Source organism: Acetobacter sp. DsW_54 (assembly GCF_002153575.1).
Taxonomy (GTDB): Bacteria; Pseudomonadota; Alphaproteobacteria; order Acetobacterales; family Acetobacteraceae; genus Acetobacter; species Acetobacter fabarum.
In genome coordinates, this window is the sequence record NZ_JOPD01000005.1 from 1 (window position 1) to 19,605 (window position 19,605).

Here is a 19,605-nt window from a genome sequence, read left to right on the forward strand (position 1 = left end):
GGAATCATCCCAGCCTCCTCAGCTAGGCACCAGAAAAAATCTAGACGGGGGGGCAGATAACATCGTCTATTGCTTGCTGGAGCCAGAGCATACTGGTGTTTGAGCATGTGATCTGGAAAAAAATAAAGTTCCGGGGAAAAAAGCGGGGTTCTGATCGTCTTTGTAGGTAAGGGAGTCGTTGTGTGCCGTTTGTAAGCAAGCGGTGAGCCATGAACCTCCTTGATTTCCGACCTGTTCGAAGGCGCGCAGATACATGGACCGGGCACAATTTTACGCACAATGGAGTTGCGACTTACTCTTACGCGCATTTGTGTGCGTGCCGTGTTCATGACTATCCGCCCATTATGCCCCTGTCTTGCGGCCCATAAATGGACGAGCCTGACCCGCACGCCGTTCCGGCTGATCGTGTGGGTAGTCGGTCTGTTTATTGCATTCGGCCTGCTATCCGCCCCGTTGGGCCATTACGGCAGTTGGCTGGCCTTTTTCTGGGTTGCCCTGTTCATTCCCTCTATCGTTACGGTTATCTGCCTGACCCCGGATTGGCGCAGACCGTCTTCCAAAGGAGGTCTGTCATGACCGATCTTGCCCCTATTGCTTTTTCCCCGTGGGAGATGTTCCTCAACGCGGGGCCGGTGGTCCGTTGTGTGATGACCCTGCTGGTTGTGGCCAGCCTGCTGACCTGGACTATTCTCATTGCCAAATCGGTAGAACTGCAACGGGTGCGGGTGAGGTTGACCAAGGCCGAGCAGGCGCTGGAGCAGGCCAGCACGCTGGAGCTTGGTGCGGCAGGCACGCGCCAGAGCAGCATAGCCCATACACTGGTTATGGCTGCTGAAACCGAACGCAAGCGCTCTGCTGATATTCCCGATGACCGCGAGGGCCTGAAGGAACGGATTGTTCTGCATCTTGAACGGCTGGAAGCAGCTGAAGGCCGCAGGCTTATGCGCGGCACAGGTGTGCTGGCCACAATTGGTGCAACGTCGCCCTTTATCGGCCTGTTTGGCACGGTCTGGGGTATTATGACCTCCTTTACCGGTATTGCTGCCAGCAAGGCCACCAGCCTTGCCGTTGTTGCTCCCGGTATTGCCGAGGCGCTGCTGGCAACAGCCCTTGGGTTGGTCGCGGCTATTCCTGCTGTAGTGATTTACAACCATCTGGCCCGCCAAACGGCTACGTGCCGTGCACAGGTCGCGGATATTACAGCGCTGGTGATGCGCCTTGTCTCGCGCGATCTGGGGCGCATGCAGGCGCTGAGTGCCAGCGGGCAGGTGGTGCGGCTTGGCGCTGCGCAGAATGCCCACACGGTTGCCGGGGAGTAAGCGGCATGGTCCGTATCCGCCATACCGATGAAAACCCGCATGAAGCCAGCGAGATCAATGTGACTCCGTTTATTGATGTCATGCTGGTTCTGCTGGTGATTTTTATGGTCACGGCTCCGCTGACCACGGTGAACGTGCCAGTGGACCTGCCCTCCTCGGCCGAGAAGCCGACACCGCGACCGGATGATCCAGTGTTCCTGACCGTCAAGGCCGACCATGGTCTGGCGCTGGGGGAGGATGACATCAGCATGGACGGTCTGGCAGGTGCATTGGACGGTGCGACCAAGGGCAACAAGGACGAGCGTATTTTTCTGCGGGCCGACAAAACGGTTGATTACGGCACATTGATGGGCGTGATGGATAAGCTGCGCGCTGCCGGTTACCTCAAGGTTGCCCTCGTGACCCTTCAGGGGCAGGAGGAAGGGAGCGTGGCAGGCACAACGCCTGTGCTGCCGCCCGGTAATGCGTCCCCCACATCTGGGGCCGCACCGTGAGCAGCACGGTCGAGAGGGAAGGCAAGGGGGCTGCTGAAGGCGCGGAGAAGGCAGTTTTTGCGTCTTTTGCCGACTGGCAGCGTGCGCAGATGCGTCTGGCCCGGCGAGAGGACGCATTGCGTTGGGGCTTGTCCTTTCTGGCCGTGCTCGCCGTCAGTGGTGGGGTGGTCTGGTGGATTACGCGTTTGCCGCCACCAGTTGTGGCTGTGCCAGAGCCGCCACCAGCCGCGATTGCTATTGATATGGCACCAGAGCCGGTCTCGACACCAACGCCGCCGACCGACCTGCCACCGGGGCCACAGCAGACCCAGTCCACCCCCGATCCCGCACCAGTGGAGCCGTCAAAGGTTACGGCCCCGCCATCCCCCGCGCCCAATCCACCAGTGCCGGTGCCAAAACCGGAAAAGCCGAAAAAAATTGTGAAGAAACACAAACCGGTGCCAATGCTCGAAAAGCCCATACCGGACAAGACACCGCCAGCCGAGACCACAATTGCACCCCCATCCTCGGATGTGCCGCCTGCTCCAACACAGGCCGCACCTGCTCCCGGTGCTTCGTCCGCCAAGGCATCGCACGACCCGGTTACATGGCAGGGTGCGTTGCTGGCACAGCTGGAAAAATTCAAGCGCTACCCGTCCGATGCCATGGCAGACCGTCAGGAAGGCGTGCCGACGGTCACCTTCTCCATGGACCGAAAAGGCCATGTGCTCTCGGTTACACTGGCCAGCAGTTCGGGCCATCCGCTACTGGATCAGGAGGCGGTGTCCCTTCCCAAACGCGCCCAGCCTCTGCCCATCCCGCCCGATAGTGTTGCTGGGGACCCCATAACCCTGACCGTTCCCGTCGAGTTTTACATCCATGCGGGTGAAAACTGACGTTTTCATATGTTCATCCCTGATCGTGACAGGATCAAAACCATGCTCGCCTTTTTTGAACATCGTCGTTCTCCGCCAGTTCTGAACCAGATCCGCCCCGGCATGGGGGCCAGTTGCAGTGCCGTGCGCAGGCTGGAGGAACGCTGTGAGGAACTCGGGATCAAGATGACAGACCTGCGGCGTATTCTGCTGCACGGGATTCTGGAAGCCGGGCCGCAGACAACAGCCGTGGAAATATGGAAAACGCTGGACCGGATGATGGCGTATGGCCATGCCCCGTCACAGGGGTCTATCCAACGTAACCTGAACCTGTTTGTCGATCGGGGCATCCTGCGCAGGGATGTTACGGCCGACCGGCAGTGGCATTACAGTATAGCGCCGGAACGCAGGGCCACTTTGGCCATGACTTTTGTAGATGCGGGCACAGGGCAGAAAATTGCGTGTAACGCGCCGGAAATTGTAACCCTGCTGCGCCGGGTAGCTGCCGAACATGGTCTGGCGGTGCAGACTGCTGCCATTACGGTTGCGCCATCAGCCGGGCAGGAACTGGATGCCTGTTGAGAAAAACTGAATGTTTTTGGTTTGCCCCTCGCTTGCGGGAACACTCCGGCTGCTGCTTCCGCCATGCTGTTGGGGCTGATGGTGTTTTTTTATCTTCCAAAAGCTGCCTGTGCTTTTGCTCCGGACCCGGTTGCGGTGCAGGGCAGTTTATGGCATCGAGTTGAGAAGCAGTATCAACTCCGCACCTGACGTAAAGTGATTGGAGCCTCTGGAGGGGCCTCGCGTTGAACCGGAAGCGCACATCTCTGGAGCTTTATCAAACCCACCGGGCCAGCCTGTTATCGTACGCTGCCCGCCTTTCGGGGGACAAAACACTCGCGGAGGATATTGTTCAGGATGTCTGGCTGCTGTTCAGCCGGCAGCAGATCGAGACGATCGCCGCACCGTTGAACTATCTCCGCACGATGGTCCGCAACCTCGTGATTACCCGCGCGCGCAGGCAGAGGGTTGAAGGCACGGCAGGCACGGATTTTGATGTAGCAACTGCGGGAATAGCGGACGGGCAGGTCTCACCGGAAGAAAACGTGGCATCGCGCGAGGCAATGCAGCGTATTGTGGATGCAATAGCCGCCATGCCCGACCCACGCCAGCGTCAGGCGATCCGCATGTACCATTTTGAGGGCATGAAACTTCGGGAAATTGCCGCGCATCTCGACCTGTCTCTTACGCGTGTCCATGGCCTTATTGAAGACGGTATGGTGATTTGTGACCGTGTCCGTAAGGAGGGGCAGTAGCGTCACGTGTCTTTTCACATTCAACGGAAAAAACGCTTCCACCGCGCATCTGTAACAATAGATGGCTTTTCAGCTTCTGCTCCACGCAGGAGGCAGGACTGGCCGCTATTGTGCGCCTTGGGGGGCTTTGCTTGCCATGACTGAACCCAAAACGCCAGCGCAGGCCGCCGCTGGCTGGTACCTTTATCTTCGGGAGGACCCGGATGATGAAGAGCTGCAAAGCCGGTTTGAGGAATGGCTCGCGCGTGATCCTGCCCATGTGCAGGCATGGGAGGAGATGCATGTTACCGCCTCCGTTATGGCAGAAATCCCCCACGCCCTGCATGTGCCGTCCGCCATAATACCAGCGCCCGTCCTGCGGATGCGCAGGCGCGTGTTTGCGCGTAAGCCCGTGTTTGCGTGTGGTCTGGCACTTGTGGCGGCCTGTGCAGCCATGATCTTCCTGACACCGGACATGCTGGTGCGGCTTCGGGCGGACCATTACGCACCCGTTGCCGAAACGCGCGATATACGGCTGGCAGATGGCAGCGAGATCATACTTGCCCCGCAGGCTGCTATTTCAATCACGATGAACGCATCGGAACGGAGTATTCATCTGCTACAGGGCGAGGCGCTGTTTACCGTCCACCATGACCCCGCACGGCTCTTTCGTGTTACCACCGGCAATGCGGTCATAACCGATATCGGGACGGTTTTTGATGTGAGCGCGGATGGTGCTGCCACGGTTGTTGCCGTGCGGGAAGGACGTGTGCGTGTTACCGCACGCCGCTCGACATTTGCGGGCAGGGAACTGCATGCCGGGGAGTGGGAGCGCGTTGCTGGTGCGGCTTCCTCCTCCGGGGAGGTGCCGGTTGCAGCTATTGGTGCCTGGTGTGATGGCACACTGGTTGCCCGGAACGAGACAATCGGCAAGCTGATTGAAGCCCTTCGCCCATGGACCTCCACCAGAATTATCCTGACTGACCGTAAGCTGGCGGAAAAGCGGGTGACCGGCACCTATGACCTGCACCAGCCTGAGGCCTCCTTACGCCAGATTGTGGATGCCTATGGGGGGCATGTGTCGTCCTGGATGACGTGGGTTGATCTTGTCACGGCGCGCTGAAGCGCCAGCTGTGTGGCGTGCCGGAAAATATATCTTTTAATTCTAGCTGAATCAGAGGCTTACGGCATTGAAGCCGTAATGGCAGAAAAAAAATTACCAAAAAAGGGAAAAACAGCGCCGCTGCGGCATCTGTCTAGTCGAAAGATACAAATGCGAATGAATTGCAAGTTACGGAAAAGGCGACTGGGCAAGAATGGCACATACTACGGCAGCAGAACCATCTGGCGCGCGGGCCAGGTCATTTTATAACGGGAAGAACGCACCATCAGGTTCGGGGAAAAAAGCCTCTCAGGGCAGGGCTGTGGCTATTCTCGCGCTTGCTACGAGTACGGCGCTTACGTCGCTGGTATCAGGCAAAGTTCTTGCACAGACCGTGGTTTCCAATGCGCCCCAGGGTGCCGGGGCGGCGGCCCAGTCCAATGCGCCTGCCATATCCTTTAATATTCCGCATGGCTCCCTGTCCGATGCGCTGGTGGCTTTTAGTGAGCAGGCCCATGCCCCGCTGACATCACAGGCCCCCATGCTTTCCGGTAAGGTGAGCACGGGGCTTCAGGGCAGTTTTACAGCGTCTGAAGCACTTTCGCGGCTTTTGCAGGGGAGCGGGCTTACGTTTTTGCAAACCGGCCCGCATGTTTACAAGATTGTTCCGGTGTCTTCCGCAATCATGCTTGGCCCGGTGCGTGTTGGCGGCACCGTGCGCGATGCAGTTCCCTCCACGGCTATGATAGGCAACCTGCCACCAGCCTTGCCGGGGGGAGAAATCGCGCGTGGCGGGCAGCTTGGCATGCTGGGCAACCGGGATGTCATGGACACACCGTTTAACCAGACAAGCTACACTGAAGAGTTTATCGAAAAACGCCAGATCAGAAGCATACGTGACGCCTTAAAAGATGACCCGTCCGTGCGAGCCGGATTTGCAACCGGAAGTTCGGGGGTGGAAAGATTGCAGATCCGCGGCTTCAATATTGATAACGTGGATATATCCTACGGTGGCCTTTACGGAATGATGCCTTTTGGCGGCATTACATCCGAACTGGCGGAGCGGGTGGAAGTGCTCCGTGGCCCGGCTGCATTGCTCAATGGCATGTCGCCCGGTGGGGCGGTCGGGGGTGTTGTCAACATTGTGCCCAAGAGAGCACATGACAAACCGCTTTCAAAAATTGAAGCCGATTACTCCTCCAATGCCCAGTTTGGTGGGCGTGCGGACCTGGGCAGGCGCTTTGGCAAGGAAAAACAGCTTGGTGTGCGCCTTAACGGGATGATCCGCTCCGGCCCCACAGCCATTGCCCATAATGATATGAAGACCGCGCTGGTTGGTGCTGGTGTTGATCTTCGCCTTCATCGTGTCCGGCTTTCAACCGATTTTGGGTATCAGTACCGGGATATTGAAGGTGTAGTACCGTTTTTCCAGCTTGCTTCAGGCGTTCCGGTTCCAGATGCCGGGCGTGCAAAACGAAACTTCAATCTGCCCGGCACCTACATACATGGTGAGGATTTTTTTGGCGTCTTTCGTGGGGAGGTTGACCTTTTTCGCAACTTTACCGCTTACGGCAGCGTAGGGGCGCATGATTACACGTTAAGGAGCGCTTACTTTCAGCAGGTCGTTGTAAACGATGCCGCAGGGAACTCACGCGGTGCCACCCCAGTCGGGGTTGCGCAGCATGGGCGCTACCTGACCGCCGAGGTTGGCGTGCGGGGCAAGGTAGAAAGTGGCCCCATTACGCAGGAGCTGGCATTTTCCGCCAATCGTATGCACCTTGATTTTGGGCGTGCGTTTGGAACCAATACGGGCCTGCCTGCCTATAATCTTAATGTTTATAGTGGTGCAGATAAGTTTTTATATGGGAATAAAATATCCATTCCCGGCAGCGCGGGTCGGACAAGTTATTCAACATTATCCAGCCTTGCATTTGTTGATACGCTTTCCGCGCTGGATAAGCGTATTCAGGTCACGGGTGGTTTGCGTGTGCAGCGGGTCCAGAGTGCCAATACCGGTTCGGATCATGTTGGCACAAAAACCGGTGTTTATGACAAAACGGCGATTAGCCCTTCTGTTCTGGCGGTTTTCAAACCTCTGAAAAATGTTGCAATTTATGGCAACTGGATTCAGGGCCTTCAGCAGGGAACCACCGTTTCCACAAATTATGCCAACTCGGGCGAGATTTTTGCACCCTATAAGTCAACCCAGTATGAAGTTGGCGTAAAGGCGGATCTGAAAAAGTTTATTCTGACCTTTGATGTCTTCCAGATAACCCAACCGAGTACGGTCACCAATGTCAACACCAACACCATGTCGGTGGATGGCAAGCAGCGTAATCGCGGGCTTGAACTGAATATTGCTGGTGAAATCACGCACGGGTTGCGCGCAACAGGCGGTCTGATGCTCCTCGACCCCGTTCTGACGCATACACAAGGTGGTGCCAATAATGGCCAGCGGGCGGCCAACACATCCCCCGTCAACTTTAATATGGGGCTGGACTACGACCTGCCTTTTGTCAAAGGGCTGTCTGTGACTGCGGATGTCATGTACACCCATTCGGAATATATCGAAAACGGCAAGAACCGCCGCAGCATACCCGGTTGGGTAAGGCTGGATATGGGTGCGCGTTACGTCATGCAGAACCCGGCATCAAGGGACGGAAAGCTCTCCTTCCTTCTGAATGTCGATAATATAACCAATGAGCGTTACTGGAATTCGGGTGGGTATAATTACCTTTCGCTCAGTGCGCCACGTACGGTGCGCTTTGCGGTAATGGCGGATTTCTGATGAGCGCGTCCCCGTTTCAGGTGGCTGCCAGAACTGTGCTTGCCATTGGTGGAGGGTATCTGGCGTCATCCTCCGCCATGGTTATTTTCTGCCTTCTTCTCGGCAGTGCAGGCGTTGCACGTGCAGATGTGGTGACACTCAGCATCCTGCTTGTTTTTGTGTTGTATGCCTGTCTGGTTCTTTGGGTTTTTGCCGCGCGGGTGTTGTGGCTGCCGGTTATGGTGTTTTCTCTGCTCGCGGCTTCGAGTTACGTGCTGATGTCCTTTTCCGGGCATGGGGGGTAAGCGATGGAGCCGGATTTTCGCCGTTCCATGGGGTGGCTGCATACCTGGGCGGGTGTTGTGCTGGGCAGCGTCCTTTTTGCCATCTTCTGGATGGGCACGCTTTCGGTTTTTGACAGTGAGATTGATCTGTGGATGAAACCGGCCACGCGCATGGCCCATGCCGATAATATGCTGCCGCTGGAGAGTTTTCGGTCATCGCTTGATGAAGCAGCCGTGGCAAAAGCCTCCTTTTGGAACGTGACCCTCCCCAATGATCGGGATGCAGTGTTCCATACACATTACGGCACCAGACAAAAAATGATCAGTCGGGATATTGATCCTGTAACAGGGCACGTATTGCCTGATTCCGGAACACTGGGGGCTACGGAATTTATTTTTCCATTTCATTACACGCTTAATCTTGAACTGATGAACCTTGGGGAATGGATTGTGGGGCTGGCGTCCATGGCCATGCTTATCCTGTGCATTACCGGTGTTATCATTCATCGCAAGATATTTGCGGATTTCTTTACATTCCGCTCTCGGGCAAAGTCGCGGCGGATGTTGCTGGACCTGCACAATATCTCTGGTGTGCTTGGCTTGCCTTTTCACATTATTCTAACGTTTTCCGGGCTGGTTATTCTGGGGGCAACCTATTTTCCTGCTGGTGTAACCGCGGTTTATCCGAACACACGTGCGTATTTTTTTGAGTCAAACGGTCTGTCGTTCCTTTCCGTAAAACACGGAAAACCCGGCGCATCTGGTGTGTCACTTGATGAGACAGCCATGAAGGCACGCGCTTTATGGGGTGGGGATGAGCCACATCTGGTGCTGGTAGCCAATCCGGGCATGACAACAAGCCGGATTGCCTTTTTTCGGGGGAACGAAAATCAGGTTGTCAGTGACCGGGATGTTATCGCGTTTGACGGTTCTACGGGCAAGCTCCTCTCCCGTGCACCGCACCTGACATCCATCATGCGCTCACAGCGTTTTCTGAGCGGCCTGCATCTTATCGAGTTTCATCACTGGGTATTGCGGTGGATTTATTTTGTGCTCGGGTTAGGGAGCTGTGTGCTGATCGCGACCGGTTTTCTGTTCTGGATGGAATCTCGCCGGAAAAAGCAGGAAAAGCAGATTGGTTTCCGTCTGGTGGAGGCTATAGCGGCAGGTTCCGTAACCGGGATTATCCTTGCAACTCTGGCGTTCTTTACCGCCAACCGCCTGATACCGCACGGGGCGCAAATGTTCGGGCTGGAGCGGGCATCGCTGGAGGTCTGCGCGTTCTATTTGGTCTGGTTGGGGGCATTTGTGCATGGCTGGGTGCGAAGCACTCGGGTGTGGATTGAGCAAAGTGCTGCAATTGCCGTTCTCGCTCTTGCGGTGGCGGTTCTGAACTGGCTTACCACCGGTGACCATCTGGTGCGCACGCTGTCTCACCGTTATCTCTGGCCGGTGGCGGGGGTGGATATGGTGCTGCTTGTGGGCGCGGTGTTGGCTTTGCTGGCGGCACGGCACCTGTCCCACCGGGTGCGTAACACAGTGGTATCCACCCGCCCGGCAGGGGAGCAGGCTGCATGATACGTTATGCCCTGTTCTACCCGGCCCTTGGGGTGTTGCTGTTCCTTGCGTTTGCGCTACTGGCGTTGACGCAGTTCCCGCATCGCCGTGCTGTGGGGCTGGTAGAGCTGCCCCTTTACAATGCCGTCTGGGTGCGGCTGGCAGCTGGAGTGCTCGTGGTGCTGGCACTTGTTCTGGCGGTCAGGCATGAAGGGGGAGGGTTTGGGGTTCTGCTCTGGGCCGGTCTGGTATCGTTTACCGCCTGCCTTGTCGCATTGGTTCTGAGCTGGCGGCCCTTACTGTTGGCCTGGCTGGCGCGGTTAATGCCCATCCCGCGCCCGTAGCAACACGCCTGAAAAACCAAAGGAAAAGCCACCTGTAAGGGTGGCTTTTTGCGTTCGGACTGATGGTGCAGGGGGGGGTATTGCGGAATCTTTACTCCCCAATGGTCAGGGCTGAACCTTTATGGAATGCTATATGCGCGGTTTTAAGGCTCTCAATCTCGTATTGTGGTTCTGTCAGCGTTGCGTGATGTTGATAGCCGTTGACCAGAAAAGGGGTAAAATGGATCGCTCTGATCCGCCCGCTCACGTGTCCGGCCTCTGAGTTCCAGGATACGATGTCTCCGATTTTGAAAGACTGTAATGGCATGAAAAACTCCAAATCCAGCATGGACCATAAAAGAGAGTTGAGCATAGCTGTTACCAACCCCTTTTACACTATTGGACATTCAACGCTCTTGCTGAAGGACTTTATTGCGCTCCTGCGGCATTATGGTGTGACGCTGGTGGCGGATGTGAGGGCTTTTCCATATTCCCGCCGTGACCGTGATTATGACGGAACTAACCTTCTGCCAGAGCTGGCGGCTTATGGAATAGGGTATAGCCACTTTCCGGCATTAGGTGGCCGGAGGCCACGGTCCAAAACGGTGCCGGTCAACACCAATGCATTCTGGCGTGTGCAAAGCTTCCATAATTACGCGGACTACGCTCTGGGAGAAGATTTTCACCTTGGGCTCACCCAACTGATACAGGCCGGGCAGCATGCCACTGTTGCGATCATGTGCGCGGAGGTGCTCTGGTGGCGTTGCCACAGGCGGATTATTACAGATTACCTTTTGGCCAATGGCGTAAAGGTTTTTCATATTCTGTCCATGTCAAATGTGGTGCCGGCAGGTTTGACAGAAGCCGCTGTCGTTGATGATAACCACCGTATTACCTATCCGCAGGGTGAGAGCATTCCAAAATAAAAGTAAATACTTTTTACAGAACGCAGCCTTGCACGGTGGATACCTGTAGGGCCAGCCTTACCAAGAATAATGTATAACCTGCATATTAAGGGCCAATGATCATGAAAAAACTGGGTTTGATCGGTGGAACAGGGCCAGAGTCCACCCTTATTTATTACAAAAAACTGGTTTACGGTGCGAACCAGTTGGTGGGGAAAGACTTTTTCCCTAACCTGAGTATAGAAAGCCTGAATGTTTTTGATGTTCTCAAATACTGTGCAGCGCGGGATTATCCTGCGCTCACGCAGTATCTGATGCAGGGCATTGATAATCTTGTGGCCGCAGGGTGTGAGGTTGTGTCCCTTACCGGGAATACACCCCATATTGTTTTTGACGCATTGCGCGCGCAATCCTCTGTGCCGCTGGTGAGTATTATTGAAACGGGCCGAGATGCAGCAAAAAAACGCGGCTTTAAAAAGCTGGGTTTGCTGGGCACGCGCTTTACCATGGAAGAGGATTTTTTTAAAAAACCCTTCAGGGATGCAGGCATGGAAATTGTAACTTCTGCGGGGTGTGACTTTGATTTTGTCGTATCAAAAATATCGGAGGAGTTGGAACACGGTCTTGTTAAACCAGAAACACAGGAAGGGTTTTTGAATATTATTCAAAAACTGGTGGCAGAATCCGGCATAGATGCCGTGGTACTGGGGTGCACGGAACTGCCGCTGCTGTTTAATGGACTCCATCCAGCAATCCCGTGCCTGGATACGCTCGAAATCCATGCAGAAGCTCTGCTTGGGGCTATGGAACTGTCACGCTGAACATACTGCATTGGCGCAGGCCAGTGCGGGGGAAAGTGCGCATTGGGGTGTATGGTCCGGGGGTATGGGGGTTATTCCGCCTTGCCTCCATCCCCCACGAGTTTGGGCTTTCCCAGAAACTGCTGGGGGTTATTGTCAAACCCTTGGAATATTTTTTTGAATTTCTCAATAATGAAGTGCGCGCTGGGGGATAGAACGCGTGTTTTGGGGATAATGAGAGAGAGCTTCTGCGTTGCCAGCTTGGTTTCGTTCAGCTCAATAAACCGGGCTTCATCTTCATTATAATGGCCAAAGGCATCCAGATCACGCATGATCGCAATGCCCAGATTTTTTTTCACCATATCGCAGACAAGCGCAATATTGTTGGAATTAAAGACAATATCGTAAGGCATGTCTGTTTCTTCCAGCAGTTCCTTGACCAGACGCCACAATGTGGTGGATGAATCCGGTGCCACAATGGGGTAGCCGGTGCAGTCCGTGACTCGCACATCCTCCATGCGGGTAAGCGGGTGGTCACGCGGTACCAGCACACCAAGGCGGGACAGGGCCTCGGCCTCCACACTCAGTCCGGCAAAGGATGGGGGGTCAAATGTAACCCCCAGATCGCAGTCCCCCGCCCGGAGCAGGATGGCAGCAGTTGCGGCGGTGGCAACAGTTACCTTAAAGCGCAAACCCGGGCTGTCATCATGCAAAAGCATGATCACGGAGGGAATAAAACTGACAGCCAGACCATCGGCCACAGCAATGCGGACTTCTCCCCCGCGTGCGTTTTTAAGTTCGGCCAGATGGCGGTGCAGGGCGGCCTCCTCTTTGCCCCAGCGGGTGAGTTGGTGAAAAACCGCCTCGCCCGCAGCGGTTAGCCGCACACCGCCGGAAACCCGGTCAAACAGCCGCACCCCCAGTGTTTCTTCCACATTCAGGATCTGCCGGTCCACGGCTGAGGCGGCAATATGCAGGTGCTCGGCCGCCTTGCGGATGGAGCCATGGTGGATGACTTCCTGAAAATAACGGGAAAACTTGGTCAGGAGCACCATGGCCATAGTCCTTTTGCTGGGTGTGCGTCTTTTGGAACCTGTTGGTGAGAACAGTTAACGGCAAATCAAGCATAAACATAATCATTTCTATACCGCACCAAAAAAGAGTCCGCACGTGCAGAAAAAGGCTACACAACGTGCAGAATTTAGCGCTTCCAAAAAGACGGGCAGAAACGATACGTTGCATAAGCAGAACAATAAGTTTGAACAAACTGCGGACGGGATAGACAAAAAAGAACTTGAAAACAGTCTTTTAGGCGGAAGGCTGTAGGGGGCGGGCACAAGCAATGCAAATTTTTTCGTTAAAGCACAGGCTGTTCGTATCGGCGTCGGGCATTCTGGTTTTGGCAGCACTCCATGACACTGCACGCAGTGCTGGTGCAGCACCAGCGGGGCATGTGCAAACGCCAGACCGGGTGGTGGCAAGCGGGCATAAACCCCATGCAAAGTCTGCCCTGCAGGCGCAGAATAAGGAAAATATTGACGTTACATCCAACCGGCAGTCTGTCAGCCTGTCCGTGGATGGCGGGGGCGGGATGATGCGGCGTGAAACAGCCGCCTATTCTGTACAAACGGTTACAAAGCAGTTTATTGACCAGAAAAGCCCCACAAGTAGTGTGCTGGACCTGGTCAAGACCATGCCAAGTCTTAACGTCTCCTCGGCGGATACATCGGGCATGCATGGCGGGGGCATAGAAAGTCGCGGCCTGACAGATGCCGACATGGCTATTCTGCTTGATGGCGTGCCCGCAAGCAGTGCGGGTTACATTGACCAGAACGTGGATTCCGAAAATCTGGAGCGTATTTCCGTCAGCCCCGGTGCCTCTGCGCTGGAAGCCCCGGTAACCACAAGTGCAGGGGGTGTCATGCGTGAGGAAACCCTGACCCCCTCCCACAGAATGGGCGGGACGATGGATTTCTCCTACGGTACAAACAACCTCTCCCGCGAGTTCCTGCGCCTGCAGTCGGGGGATATTGGCAACACGGGTGTGCGTTTTTACGTATCGGGTTCGCACACGCATGCCCGGCAGTGGATGGGTGCTGGCACAAATGACCGCCAGCACATTGACTTTGGCCTGCAAAAGGATTTTCAGAACGCATCAAGTGTTAAACTGTATTTTTCGTGGAACAACAACCAGATCATGGTTGATAATTACGCAACGGAAGAACAGTTCAAGGCCTACAAACGCACCGGAGCGGGCTATAACCACAGCGGTTACAGCACAACAGGCGGGAACGATAACTACTGGAAAAACAATATCTCGCACTTCAACACGGTTTTTCTGGTCATGCCGGTGCATGTGGTGCTGAGCAGAAAGCTCACGCTGGATGTGACGCCCTATTTTTACGATGCTCTTGGGTGGGATAGCTGGGGTATCGGGCAGTCCTCTGCCGGGCAGTATAGCTTGGGCAACGGGAGCGCTCTGCCCGGCGGGCAGCAGCTTGTGCAGGCATGGAACGCCTATAGCCAGCCCGATGTGGGTGTAACCGCCAAACTGGGTTATGACATTGACAGCCATAACCATTTTTCGGTCGGGTACTGGTATGCCAACAATTTTTCCAAAATCGGTTTCCCGATCAATGTGTCCTATAGCGGGGCTACAACGCCGGGCAACCCCCATACTGCGCTCTATACGGCAGATGGCAAACGTGCGCTGGCCGGGCTGACCAACACGGGCTACGAAATCCACTCGATTTTTGTGCAGGACGAAGCACGTTACCTGCATAACAAGCTGCGGATTAACGCAGGCTTCAAGTTCATGATGACAAATTACTGGATGAAGAACCTGCTGGCATCGTCCTCCACGTCAAACGCGCATCTGGGGGCAAACTCCACGGTGCCTTTGCCGCAGCTTTCCATTTCGTATGATATTGACGACCACAGTCAGGTTTATGTGCATGGGGAAGGGGACTTCCGCCAGCCAGACCCCTCGGCCATTCAGGCCGTGACCGGCATGCCCAAAAACCAGTATTCGATCAAGGAGGAGCTGGGGTACCGCTACCACGACAAGTATGTGATGCTCGATCTGTCCCTGTTCAACTACAACATTACCAACCGGTTGATGAGCACCTATCTGGGCGGTGGCGTGTTTGGCACGGCCAATGCAGGCAACCAGACCGTGCGTGGCTTTGACCTTATGGTGGCGGCCCGGCCGATCCACCATTTTAGTCCCTATGCGTCGTTTGAATACCTGCACGCAACGCTGGATTCCAACGTGCCATATGGGGGGAGCTACCTGCGGACCAAAGGGCATGAAGCCCCAATGGCTCCCAAGGTCATGGCCAATTTTGGCCTGTCGTATGATGACACGCACTTTTTTGGAAACTTTGCCCTGCATTATGCCAGTTCCCAGTCCGTAACCCTGACGGGGGACCAGCGTATGCCCGGCTACGTAACAGACAGCCTGAGTGTTGGGTATCGATTCAAGCCGTTCTCTTTCCTCAAATCACCTACGTTTAAAATGAACTTTCAGAACCTGACCGGGGCCGTGGTGCGCACGGGGCCGGTGGGTATTGCAACAAACGCCACTCAGGGGCAGCTGCTGGATGGCACAACCCTGGCTGCGGGGAGTGGGGCACAGTTTTACGTTCTGCCACGCTTTAGCATGACGGGAACAATTTCCACGGATTTCTGAAGCAATAATAAAAAGACCGCTCCGCACAAACCTTTCCCACACACCGGTAGGTGGAACAGGGCAGGGGCGGCCTTTGTGGCATGGCGTGCAGAATGCCGCCGGGATTGAGTGCCGGTTTACGTTGGTGGTTGAGATGAACAAGCTGGAGCGGATTGTCGAGCACGATGCAGGGGCGCGTGCGGTCAGACGGTGTGAAGAACTCGGGTGCGAACCTTATAGCGATATGCGTGGCGGCCTGTTCCGCCCTTACCTTGGGGCTGCACACAAAGCCGCCATGGCCACATTGCGGGGGTGGATGCACGATGCAGGCATGAGCGTGCGCACGGACCCCGCAGGCACGGTTATTGGCCGGTACGAGGGGGCAGAGGCCAACGCCCCCGCACTGCTGATCGGCTCGCACATAGACAGCGTGTGGAACGGCGGTTTTTACGATGGCGCGCTGGGAGTCATGTTGGGGGTGGAATGTGTGGCCGCCTTTGCAAGCCGTGGCATACGCCTGCCTTTTGCCCTGGAGGTTGTGGCTTTTGGGGATGAGGAGGGGTCACGCTTCCCGCTGTCCATGCTGGGTTCCCGGGCCATGGCGGGCAAGGCCGTGGGGGATGTCAGCCAGATGCGTGACCGCACCGGCGCAACATTGCACGAGGCCATGCGCGGTGCAGGGCTGGATGTTGGCAGAATGGGCGAGGCCCGGCGCAACCGGCAGGACATACTGGCCTATCTGGAAGCACATATTGAGCAGGGCCCCGTGCTGGAACATGCGGATGCCCCATTGGCGGCCGTGTCTGCCATTGCCGGTATCCAGCGGTTTTATGTTCGCGTGCAGGGGCAGGCAGGGCATGCGGGCACCGTACCGCTCTCCATGCGCCGCGATGCGCTGGCTGCTGCGTGCGAGATGGTTCTGGGCATAGAGGCACTGGCCCGCGCGCATGTGGATGATTTTGTGGCCACCGTGGGCAAGATCGAGGCGCATCCGGGGGCGGTGAATGTTATTCCCGGCAGTGCCAGCCTTTCGGTGGAAATCCGCTCGGCGGATGCGCAATGCCTTGAGCGTGCGTTTTTGCAGGTAAAGGAACTGGTGGGCAGCATTGCCGGGCGCCGCCATGTGGGGTGGGAGGTGCAGGACCACCAGACCTTTGCCCCCGCCCCCTGCGATGGCCGGCTGGTTGACCTGCTGCGTTCGGGCATAAGGGCGGAGGGTATGCCCGAGCATGTTCTGGTCAGCGGTGCTGGCCATGATGCCATGATGATGACGGACTGGGTGCCCACGGCCATGCTGTTCCTGCGTAGCCCCGGCGGCATAAGCCACCACCCCGATGAGAGCGTGATCGTGGCGGATGTGCAGGCAGCCTTTGCCGTTATGGTTAATTTTATTACGCGCCTGCCGGAAGTGCTTGATATTTCGGCCAGACAGGGCACGGTAGTATGATCCGGCCTTGCAACAAACTCCATAACGGGAGGACGCAGCATGCATCTGGTTGACAGTCATTGCCACCTTGAGTTTTCCGAGCTTGCGGGGGATCTGGACGCGGTCATGCAGCGGGCGCGCGCGGTGGGTATCCGCCGGTTTGTCAGCATTGGTACCAGTGTGCATGATTTTGCAAAGGTGCTGCAAAAAGCGGAGGAGATGGACGATGTCTTCTGCTCCGTAGGCACCCACCCCCACTGGGCGGATGGGGAAACCGACGTGCAGGTGCAGGACCTTATTGCCCACGCCGCCCACCCCAAGGTGGTGGGCATAGGCGAGGTGGGGCTGGACACGTTTTTTACCACGGCCTCGTGGGATGCGCAGATGCGCAATTTTCTGGTCCATATAGAGGCCGCCCGGCAGACGCAGCTGCCCCTGATCATCCATTCCGTCAAGCAGGATGCAGCCATGGAGCAGGTCTTGCGTGAGGAGGATGCCAAAGGGCGTTTTCCGGTGGTCATGCACTGTTTTTCAGGCGGCTCGGCTCTGGCGCGGGCCAATGTGGAGATGGGGCATTACCTCTCTTTCTCCGGCCTGCTCACCCATGAGGGGAATGATGGCATGCGCGCTATTGCCGCCAGCCTGCCCGCAGACCGTATTCTGATCGAGACAGACGCGCCATCTCTGGCCCCCGAACCCTACGCGGACCAGCGGAACGAGCCCGCCTACCTTGTGCATACGCTCAGGGTTCTGGCCGGGTTGCGCAAGGTCACCCCCGAGGAGCTGGCCCGGCAGACAACGGAAAACTTCTTCCGTATCTTTCGCAAAGTTCCAGATTTTTCTTTGGTATAATGGATCATGGTGATGAAGTCTGCATCGGAGATGATGTCCGGGAATGACCTGTTTATCAGTGCTGCCCAGGAAGTGCGTATCCGCCAGGAACTGACCCGTGTGGCCATGGGGCTGATCCCGGCCGATCTGGTGCTGCGTGTGGGCCGCCTGCTGGACGTGCATACGCGCCGCTGGGTAGAGCAGCAGGATATTGTTATGTATCGCCGCCGCATTGCCTGGACCGGCCCTGCGGGCACCTACACCGGCACAGCGCGAGCGCATGTCGAGCGGCTGGAACTTTCCGCCGTGCCCGGCTTTGGCGAGGTGCACAAACATATCGAAAGCTCGCACCTGACCCCCGAATACGAGGCCGCTCTGGTGCTGCCACGCGGCAATACATGGACGTGCGAGGCCAGCCACGAGTTTTCCAACGTGGATGGCGCACATAACCTGTCGTTCTGGATGACGGCGCGCAGCCATGGTGTACCGCTTAAAATATTCCCGCTCCCCGGTTCGGCCGTGCCCCCCACTGCGTATGAGGGCGGGGGCGGGTATTATGGGTATGATGAACAGAGCGCCTTTATGGGCGGGAACCTGATGGTGCCCGGGCTGGACGAGGTTATGGACTGGCCCAGTGTGTGGAACCCTGAATCCCCCTCCTACGCGCGGTTGTGGGGCATGATTCAGGCAACATATGAACACCGTGGCGTGGTGGAAGGGCACGGGGCGGGCCTGCATGACACACGTTCCATTAACGCCTTTGCCGCGGCTGGTCTGGCCTCTGACCACGAAGTGCTGAACATGGCCGAACTACAGGCCAAGTTGCAGGCCGGTATTTTTGTGGCGTTGCGGCATGGGGCTATTCCCGAACTGGTGCGGGGCATGCTGGATGCAGGCTTTGAGGATTTTTCCCAGATTGCGCTGACCACCGATGATCGTTCCGCAAGCGACACATTGCGCATGGGAGCCACAGACTATAATGTGCGCAGAGCCATGGAGGCTGGCCTGCCGCCAGAAATTGCCATTCAGTGTGTGACCATCAACCCCGCGCGGCATATGCGCCTGACCCCGTGGGTGGGCAGTCTGGCCCCCGGCCGTTTTGCTGATGTTGTGCTGCTGTCCGATGTGGCAGCACTGGACATTGCGGAGGTCTGGGCAGATGGCCAGTGCGTGGCGCAGAACGGGCGTTATATTGCGCCCATGCCCGCTATTGCATGGCCCGCATGGGCGAGCCAGACCATCAACATCACGCGGGAGCTTGTTGCGGAGGATTTTGCCATTCCGGCTGATCCGGGGCGGCAGACCATGCAGGCCGCCGTGCTGCGCCCGTTCCACTGGGCGGATGATTTTCTGGTGGAAACCCTGCCTGTGCAGGATGGGCAGGTGCAGCGTGATACCAGCCAGTGCATTACCAAGTTTGCGGTTGTGGACCGCTATTCCGGGCAGGGCAGGGTCGGGCGTATGTTCTGGCGCGGCTGTGGCCCCAGCACGCCCGATACGGCTGTGGGCTGCTCGGTCGCGCATGACCAGCATAATATATGGGTCGTCGGGTCGTCCGATGCCGCCATGGCGCAGGTGGTCAACCAGATCCGCAGGCAGCAGGGTGGTTGGGCACTGGTGCGGGACAACACCGTGCTGGCCACGGTCCGCTACGAGGTTGGTGGGCTAATGACCGCCCGCCCGGCCGAAGCACTGGACGCGGACATGCAGGAACTTTACGCACAGGCCCGGACAATAGAGTGGATGCATGAGCCCACCTATTCCAAAAACTGGCCGGAGGGTTTTCCCGAGCGGCTGTGCTTTGCAACGCTTACCTGCTCGCCGTGGCGGTGGGTGCTGGTGGCCCCCAACCCCAGCGTGCCCGAAGGGTTTGTTAATGTTCAGACCGGGCAGACACATCCCATTGTCTGGTAGGGGCAACGGGCAGCGCGCCGGTGTGGCGGAGCAGCCCACTGGTCGCATAAAACTGGAGTGCTGT

General features: G+C 56.8%; 19 protein-coding genes. 17 read left to right on the plus strand and 2 right to left on the minus strand.

Going from position 1 to position 19,605, the window contains the following annotated elements:
• The first annotated feature begins 285 nt into the window (after nt 1-285).
• From HK20_RS12760 to HK20_RS03665, 11 genes are all read left to right on the plus strand, one after another.
• Nucleotides 286-576 carry a hypothetical protein gene (locus HK20_RS12760; RefSeq protein ID WP_143296444.1) on the plus strand — a complete coding sequence of 97 codons (291 nt, stop codon included), beginning with the start codon at nt 286-288 and terminating at the stop codon, nt 574-576.
• Entirely contained in the window at nt 573-1,319 is a 747-nt protein-coding gene (exbB, locus tag HK20_RS03620; RefSeq protein WP_086645736.1) for a tonB-system energizer ExbB, read from the plus strand. Before HK20_RS12760 ends, exbB begins: the two co-directional genes overlap by 4 nt.
• Before the next feature lie 5 nt (nt 1,320-1,324).
• On the plus strand, nt 1,325-1,813 hold the full coding sequence (gene exbD / locus HK20_RS03625) for a TonB system transport protein ExbD (RefSeq protein WP_086645737.1): 489 nt from the start codon (nt 1,325-1,327) through the stop codon (nt 1,811-1,813).
• Between the two features lie 89 nt (nt 1,814-1,902).
• Nucleotides 1,903-2,688, plus strand: a complete 786-nt coding sequence (locus tag HK20_RS03630) for an energy transducer TonB (protein WP_233129071.1) — start codon at nt 1,903-1,905, stop codon at nt 2,686-2,688.
• A gap of 42 nt (nt 2,689-2,730) precedes the next feature.
• On the plus strand, nt 2,731-3,249 hold the full coding sequence (locus HK20_RS03635; protein WP_086645819.1) for a transcriptional repressor: 519 nt from the start codon (nt 2,731-2,733) through the stop codon (nt 3,247-3,249).
• 224 nt (nt 3,250-3,473) lie between these two features.
• Complete coding sequence (locus HK20_RS03640; RefSeq protein WP_233129065.1) at nt 3,474-3,983, plus strand: RNA polymerase sigma factor; 510 nt, start codon at nt 3,474-3,476, stop codon at nt 3,981-3,983.
• Between the two features lie 136 nt (nt 3,984-4,119).
• A complete protein-coding gene (locus HK20_RS03645; protein ID WP_086645738.1) occupies nt 4,120-5,085 on the plus strand; it encodes a FecR domain-containing protein in 966 nt (321 codons plus the stop codon).
• Between the two features lie 193 nt (nt 5,086-5,278).
• Nucleotides 5,279-7,852, plus strand: a complete 2,574-nt coding sequence (locus tag HK20_RS03650; RefSeq protein ID WP_086645739.1) for a TonB-dependent receptor — start codon at nt 5,279-5,281, stop codon at nt 7,850-7,852.
• The gene (locus HK20_RS03655) at nt 7,852-8,136 is read left to right on the plus strand and encodes a hypothetical protein (RefSeq protein WP_086645740.1); all 285 of its coding nucleotides are present in this window, start codon (nt 7,852-7,854) and stop codon (nt 8,134-8,136) included. The genes HK20_RS03650 and HK20_RS03655 overlap by 1 nt, the downstream gene beginning before the upstream one ends.
• A gap of 3 nt (nt 8,137-8,139) precedes the next feature.
• Nucleotides 8,140-9,693, plus strand: coding sequence for a PepSY domain-containing protein (locus HK20_RS03660; protein ID WP_086645741.1), 1,554 nt, complete (start codon nt 8,140-8,142; stop codon nt 9,691-9,693).
• Nucleotides 9,690-10,016 (plus strand): DUF3325 family protein, encoded by a 327-nt coding sequence (locus HK20_RS03665; RefSeq protein WP_086645742.1) that lies wholly within the window; start codon nt 9,690-9,692, stop codon nt 10,014-10,016. Before HK20_RS03660 ends, HK20_RS03665 begins: the two co-directional genes overlap by 4 nt.
• A 91-nt stretch (nt 10,017-10,107) precedes the next feature.
• Here the strand turns inward: HK20_RS03665 and HK20_RS03670 are convergent, their stop codons facing one another.
• Nucleotides 10,108-10,368 carry a DUF2945 domain-containing protein gene (locus tag HK20_RS03670; RefSeq protein ID WP_369823010.1) on the minus strand — a complete coding sequence of 87 codons (261 nt, stop codon included), beginning with the start codon at nt 10,366-10,368 and terminating at the stop codon, nt 10,108-10,110.
• Here HK20_RS03670 and HK20_RS03675 point away from each other — a divergent pair.
• The gene (locus tag HK20_RS03675; protein ID WP_086645744.1) at nt 10,322-10,921 is read left to right on the plus strand and encodes a DUF488 family protein; all 600 of its coding nucleotides are present in this window, start codon (nt 10,322-10,324) and stop codon (nt 10,919-10,921) included. The two genes, HK20_RS03670 and HK20_RS03675, sit on opposite strands and share 47 nt — an antisense overlap.
• Nucleotides 10,922-11,022: 101 nt before the next feature.
• Nucleotides 11,023-11,721: an aspartate/glutamate racemase family protein gene (locus tag HK20_RS03680; RefSeq protein WP_086645821.1), complete on the plus strand. Its 699-nt coding sequence runs from the start codon at nt 11,023-11,025 to the stop codon at nt 11,719-11,721.
• 71 nt (nt 11,722-11,792) lie between these two features.
• Here HK20_RS03680 and HK20_RS03685 read toward each other — a convergent pair whose 3' ends face one another.
• The gene (locus HK20_RS03685) at nt 11,793-12,755 is read right to left on the minus strand and encodes a LysR family transcriptional regulator (RefSeq protein ID WP_158093026.1); all 963 of its coding nucleotides are present in this window, start codon (nt 12,753-12,755) and stop codon (nt 11,793-11,795) included.
• 287 nt (nt 12,756-13,042) lie between these two features.
• On the opposite strand from HK20_RS03685, the gene HK20_RS03690 reads away from it, so the two are divergent.
• The 4 genes from HK20_RS03690 to HK20_RS03705 all read left to right on the plus strand — a co-directional run bounded on the left by HK20_RS03690 (nt 13,043) and on the right by HK20_RS03705 (nt 19,541).
• Entirely contained in the window at nt 13,043-15,391 is a 2,349-nt protein-coding gene (locus HK20_RS03690) for a TonB-dependent receptor (RefSeq protein ID WP_233129066.1), read from the plus strand.
• Between the two features lie 85 nt (nt 15,392-15,476).
• Nucleotides 15,477-16,817, plus strand: a complete 1,341-nt coding sequence (locus tag HK20_RS03695; RefSeq protein ID WP_233129067.1) for an allantoate amidohydrolase — start codon at nt 15,477-15,479, stop codon at nt 16,815-16,817.
• A 39-nt stretch (nt 16,818-16,856) separates the two neighbouring features.
• Nucleotides 16,857-17,648: a TatD family hydrolase gene (locus HK20_RS03700; protein WP_086645746.1), complete on the plus strand. Its 792-nt coding sequence runs from the start codon at nt 16,857-16,859 to the stop codon at nt 17,646-17,648.
• A 12-nt stretch (nt 17,649-17,660) separates the two neighbouring features.
• Nucleotides 17,661-19,541: an adenine deaminase gene (locus HK20_RS03705; protein WP_086645824.1), complete on the plus strand. Its 1,881-nt coding sequence runs from the start codon at nt 17,661-17,663 to the stop codon at nt 19,539-19,541.
• Nucleotides 19,542-19,605 lie beyond the last annotated feature (64 nt).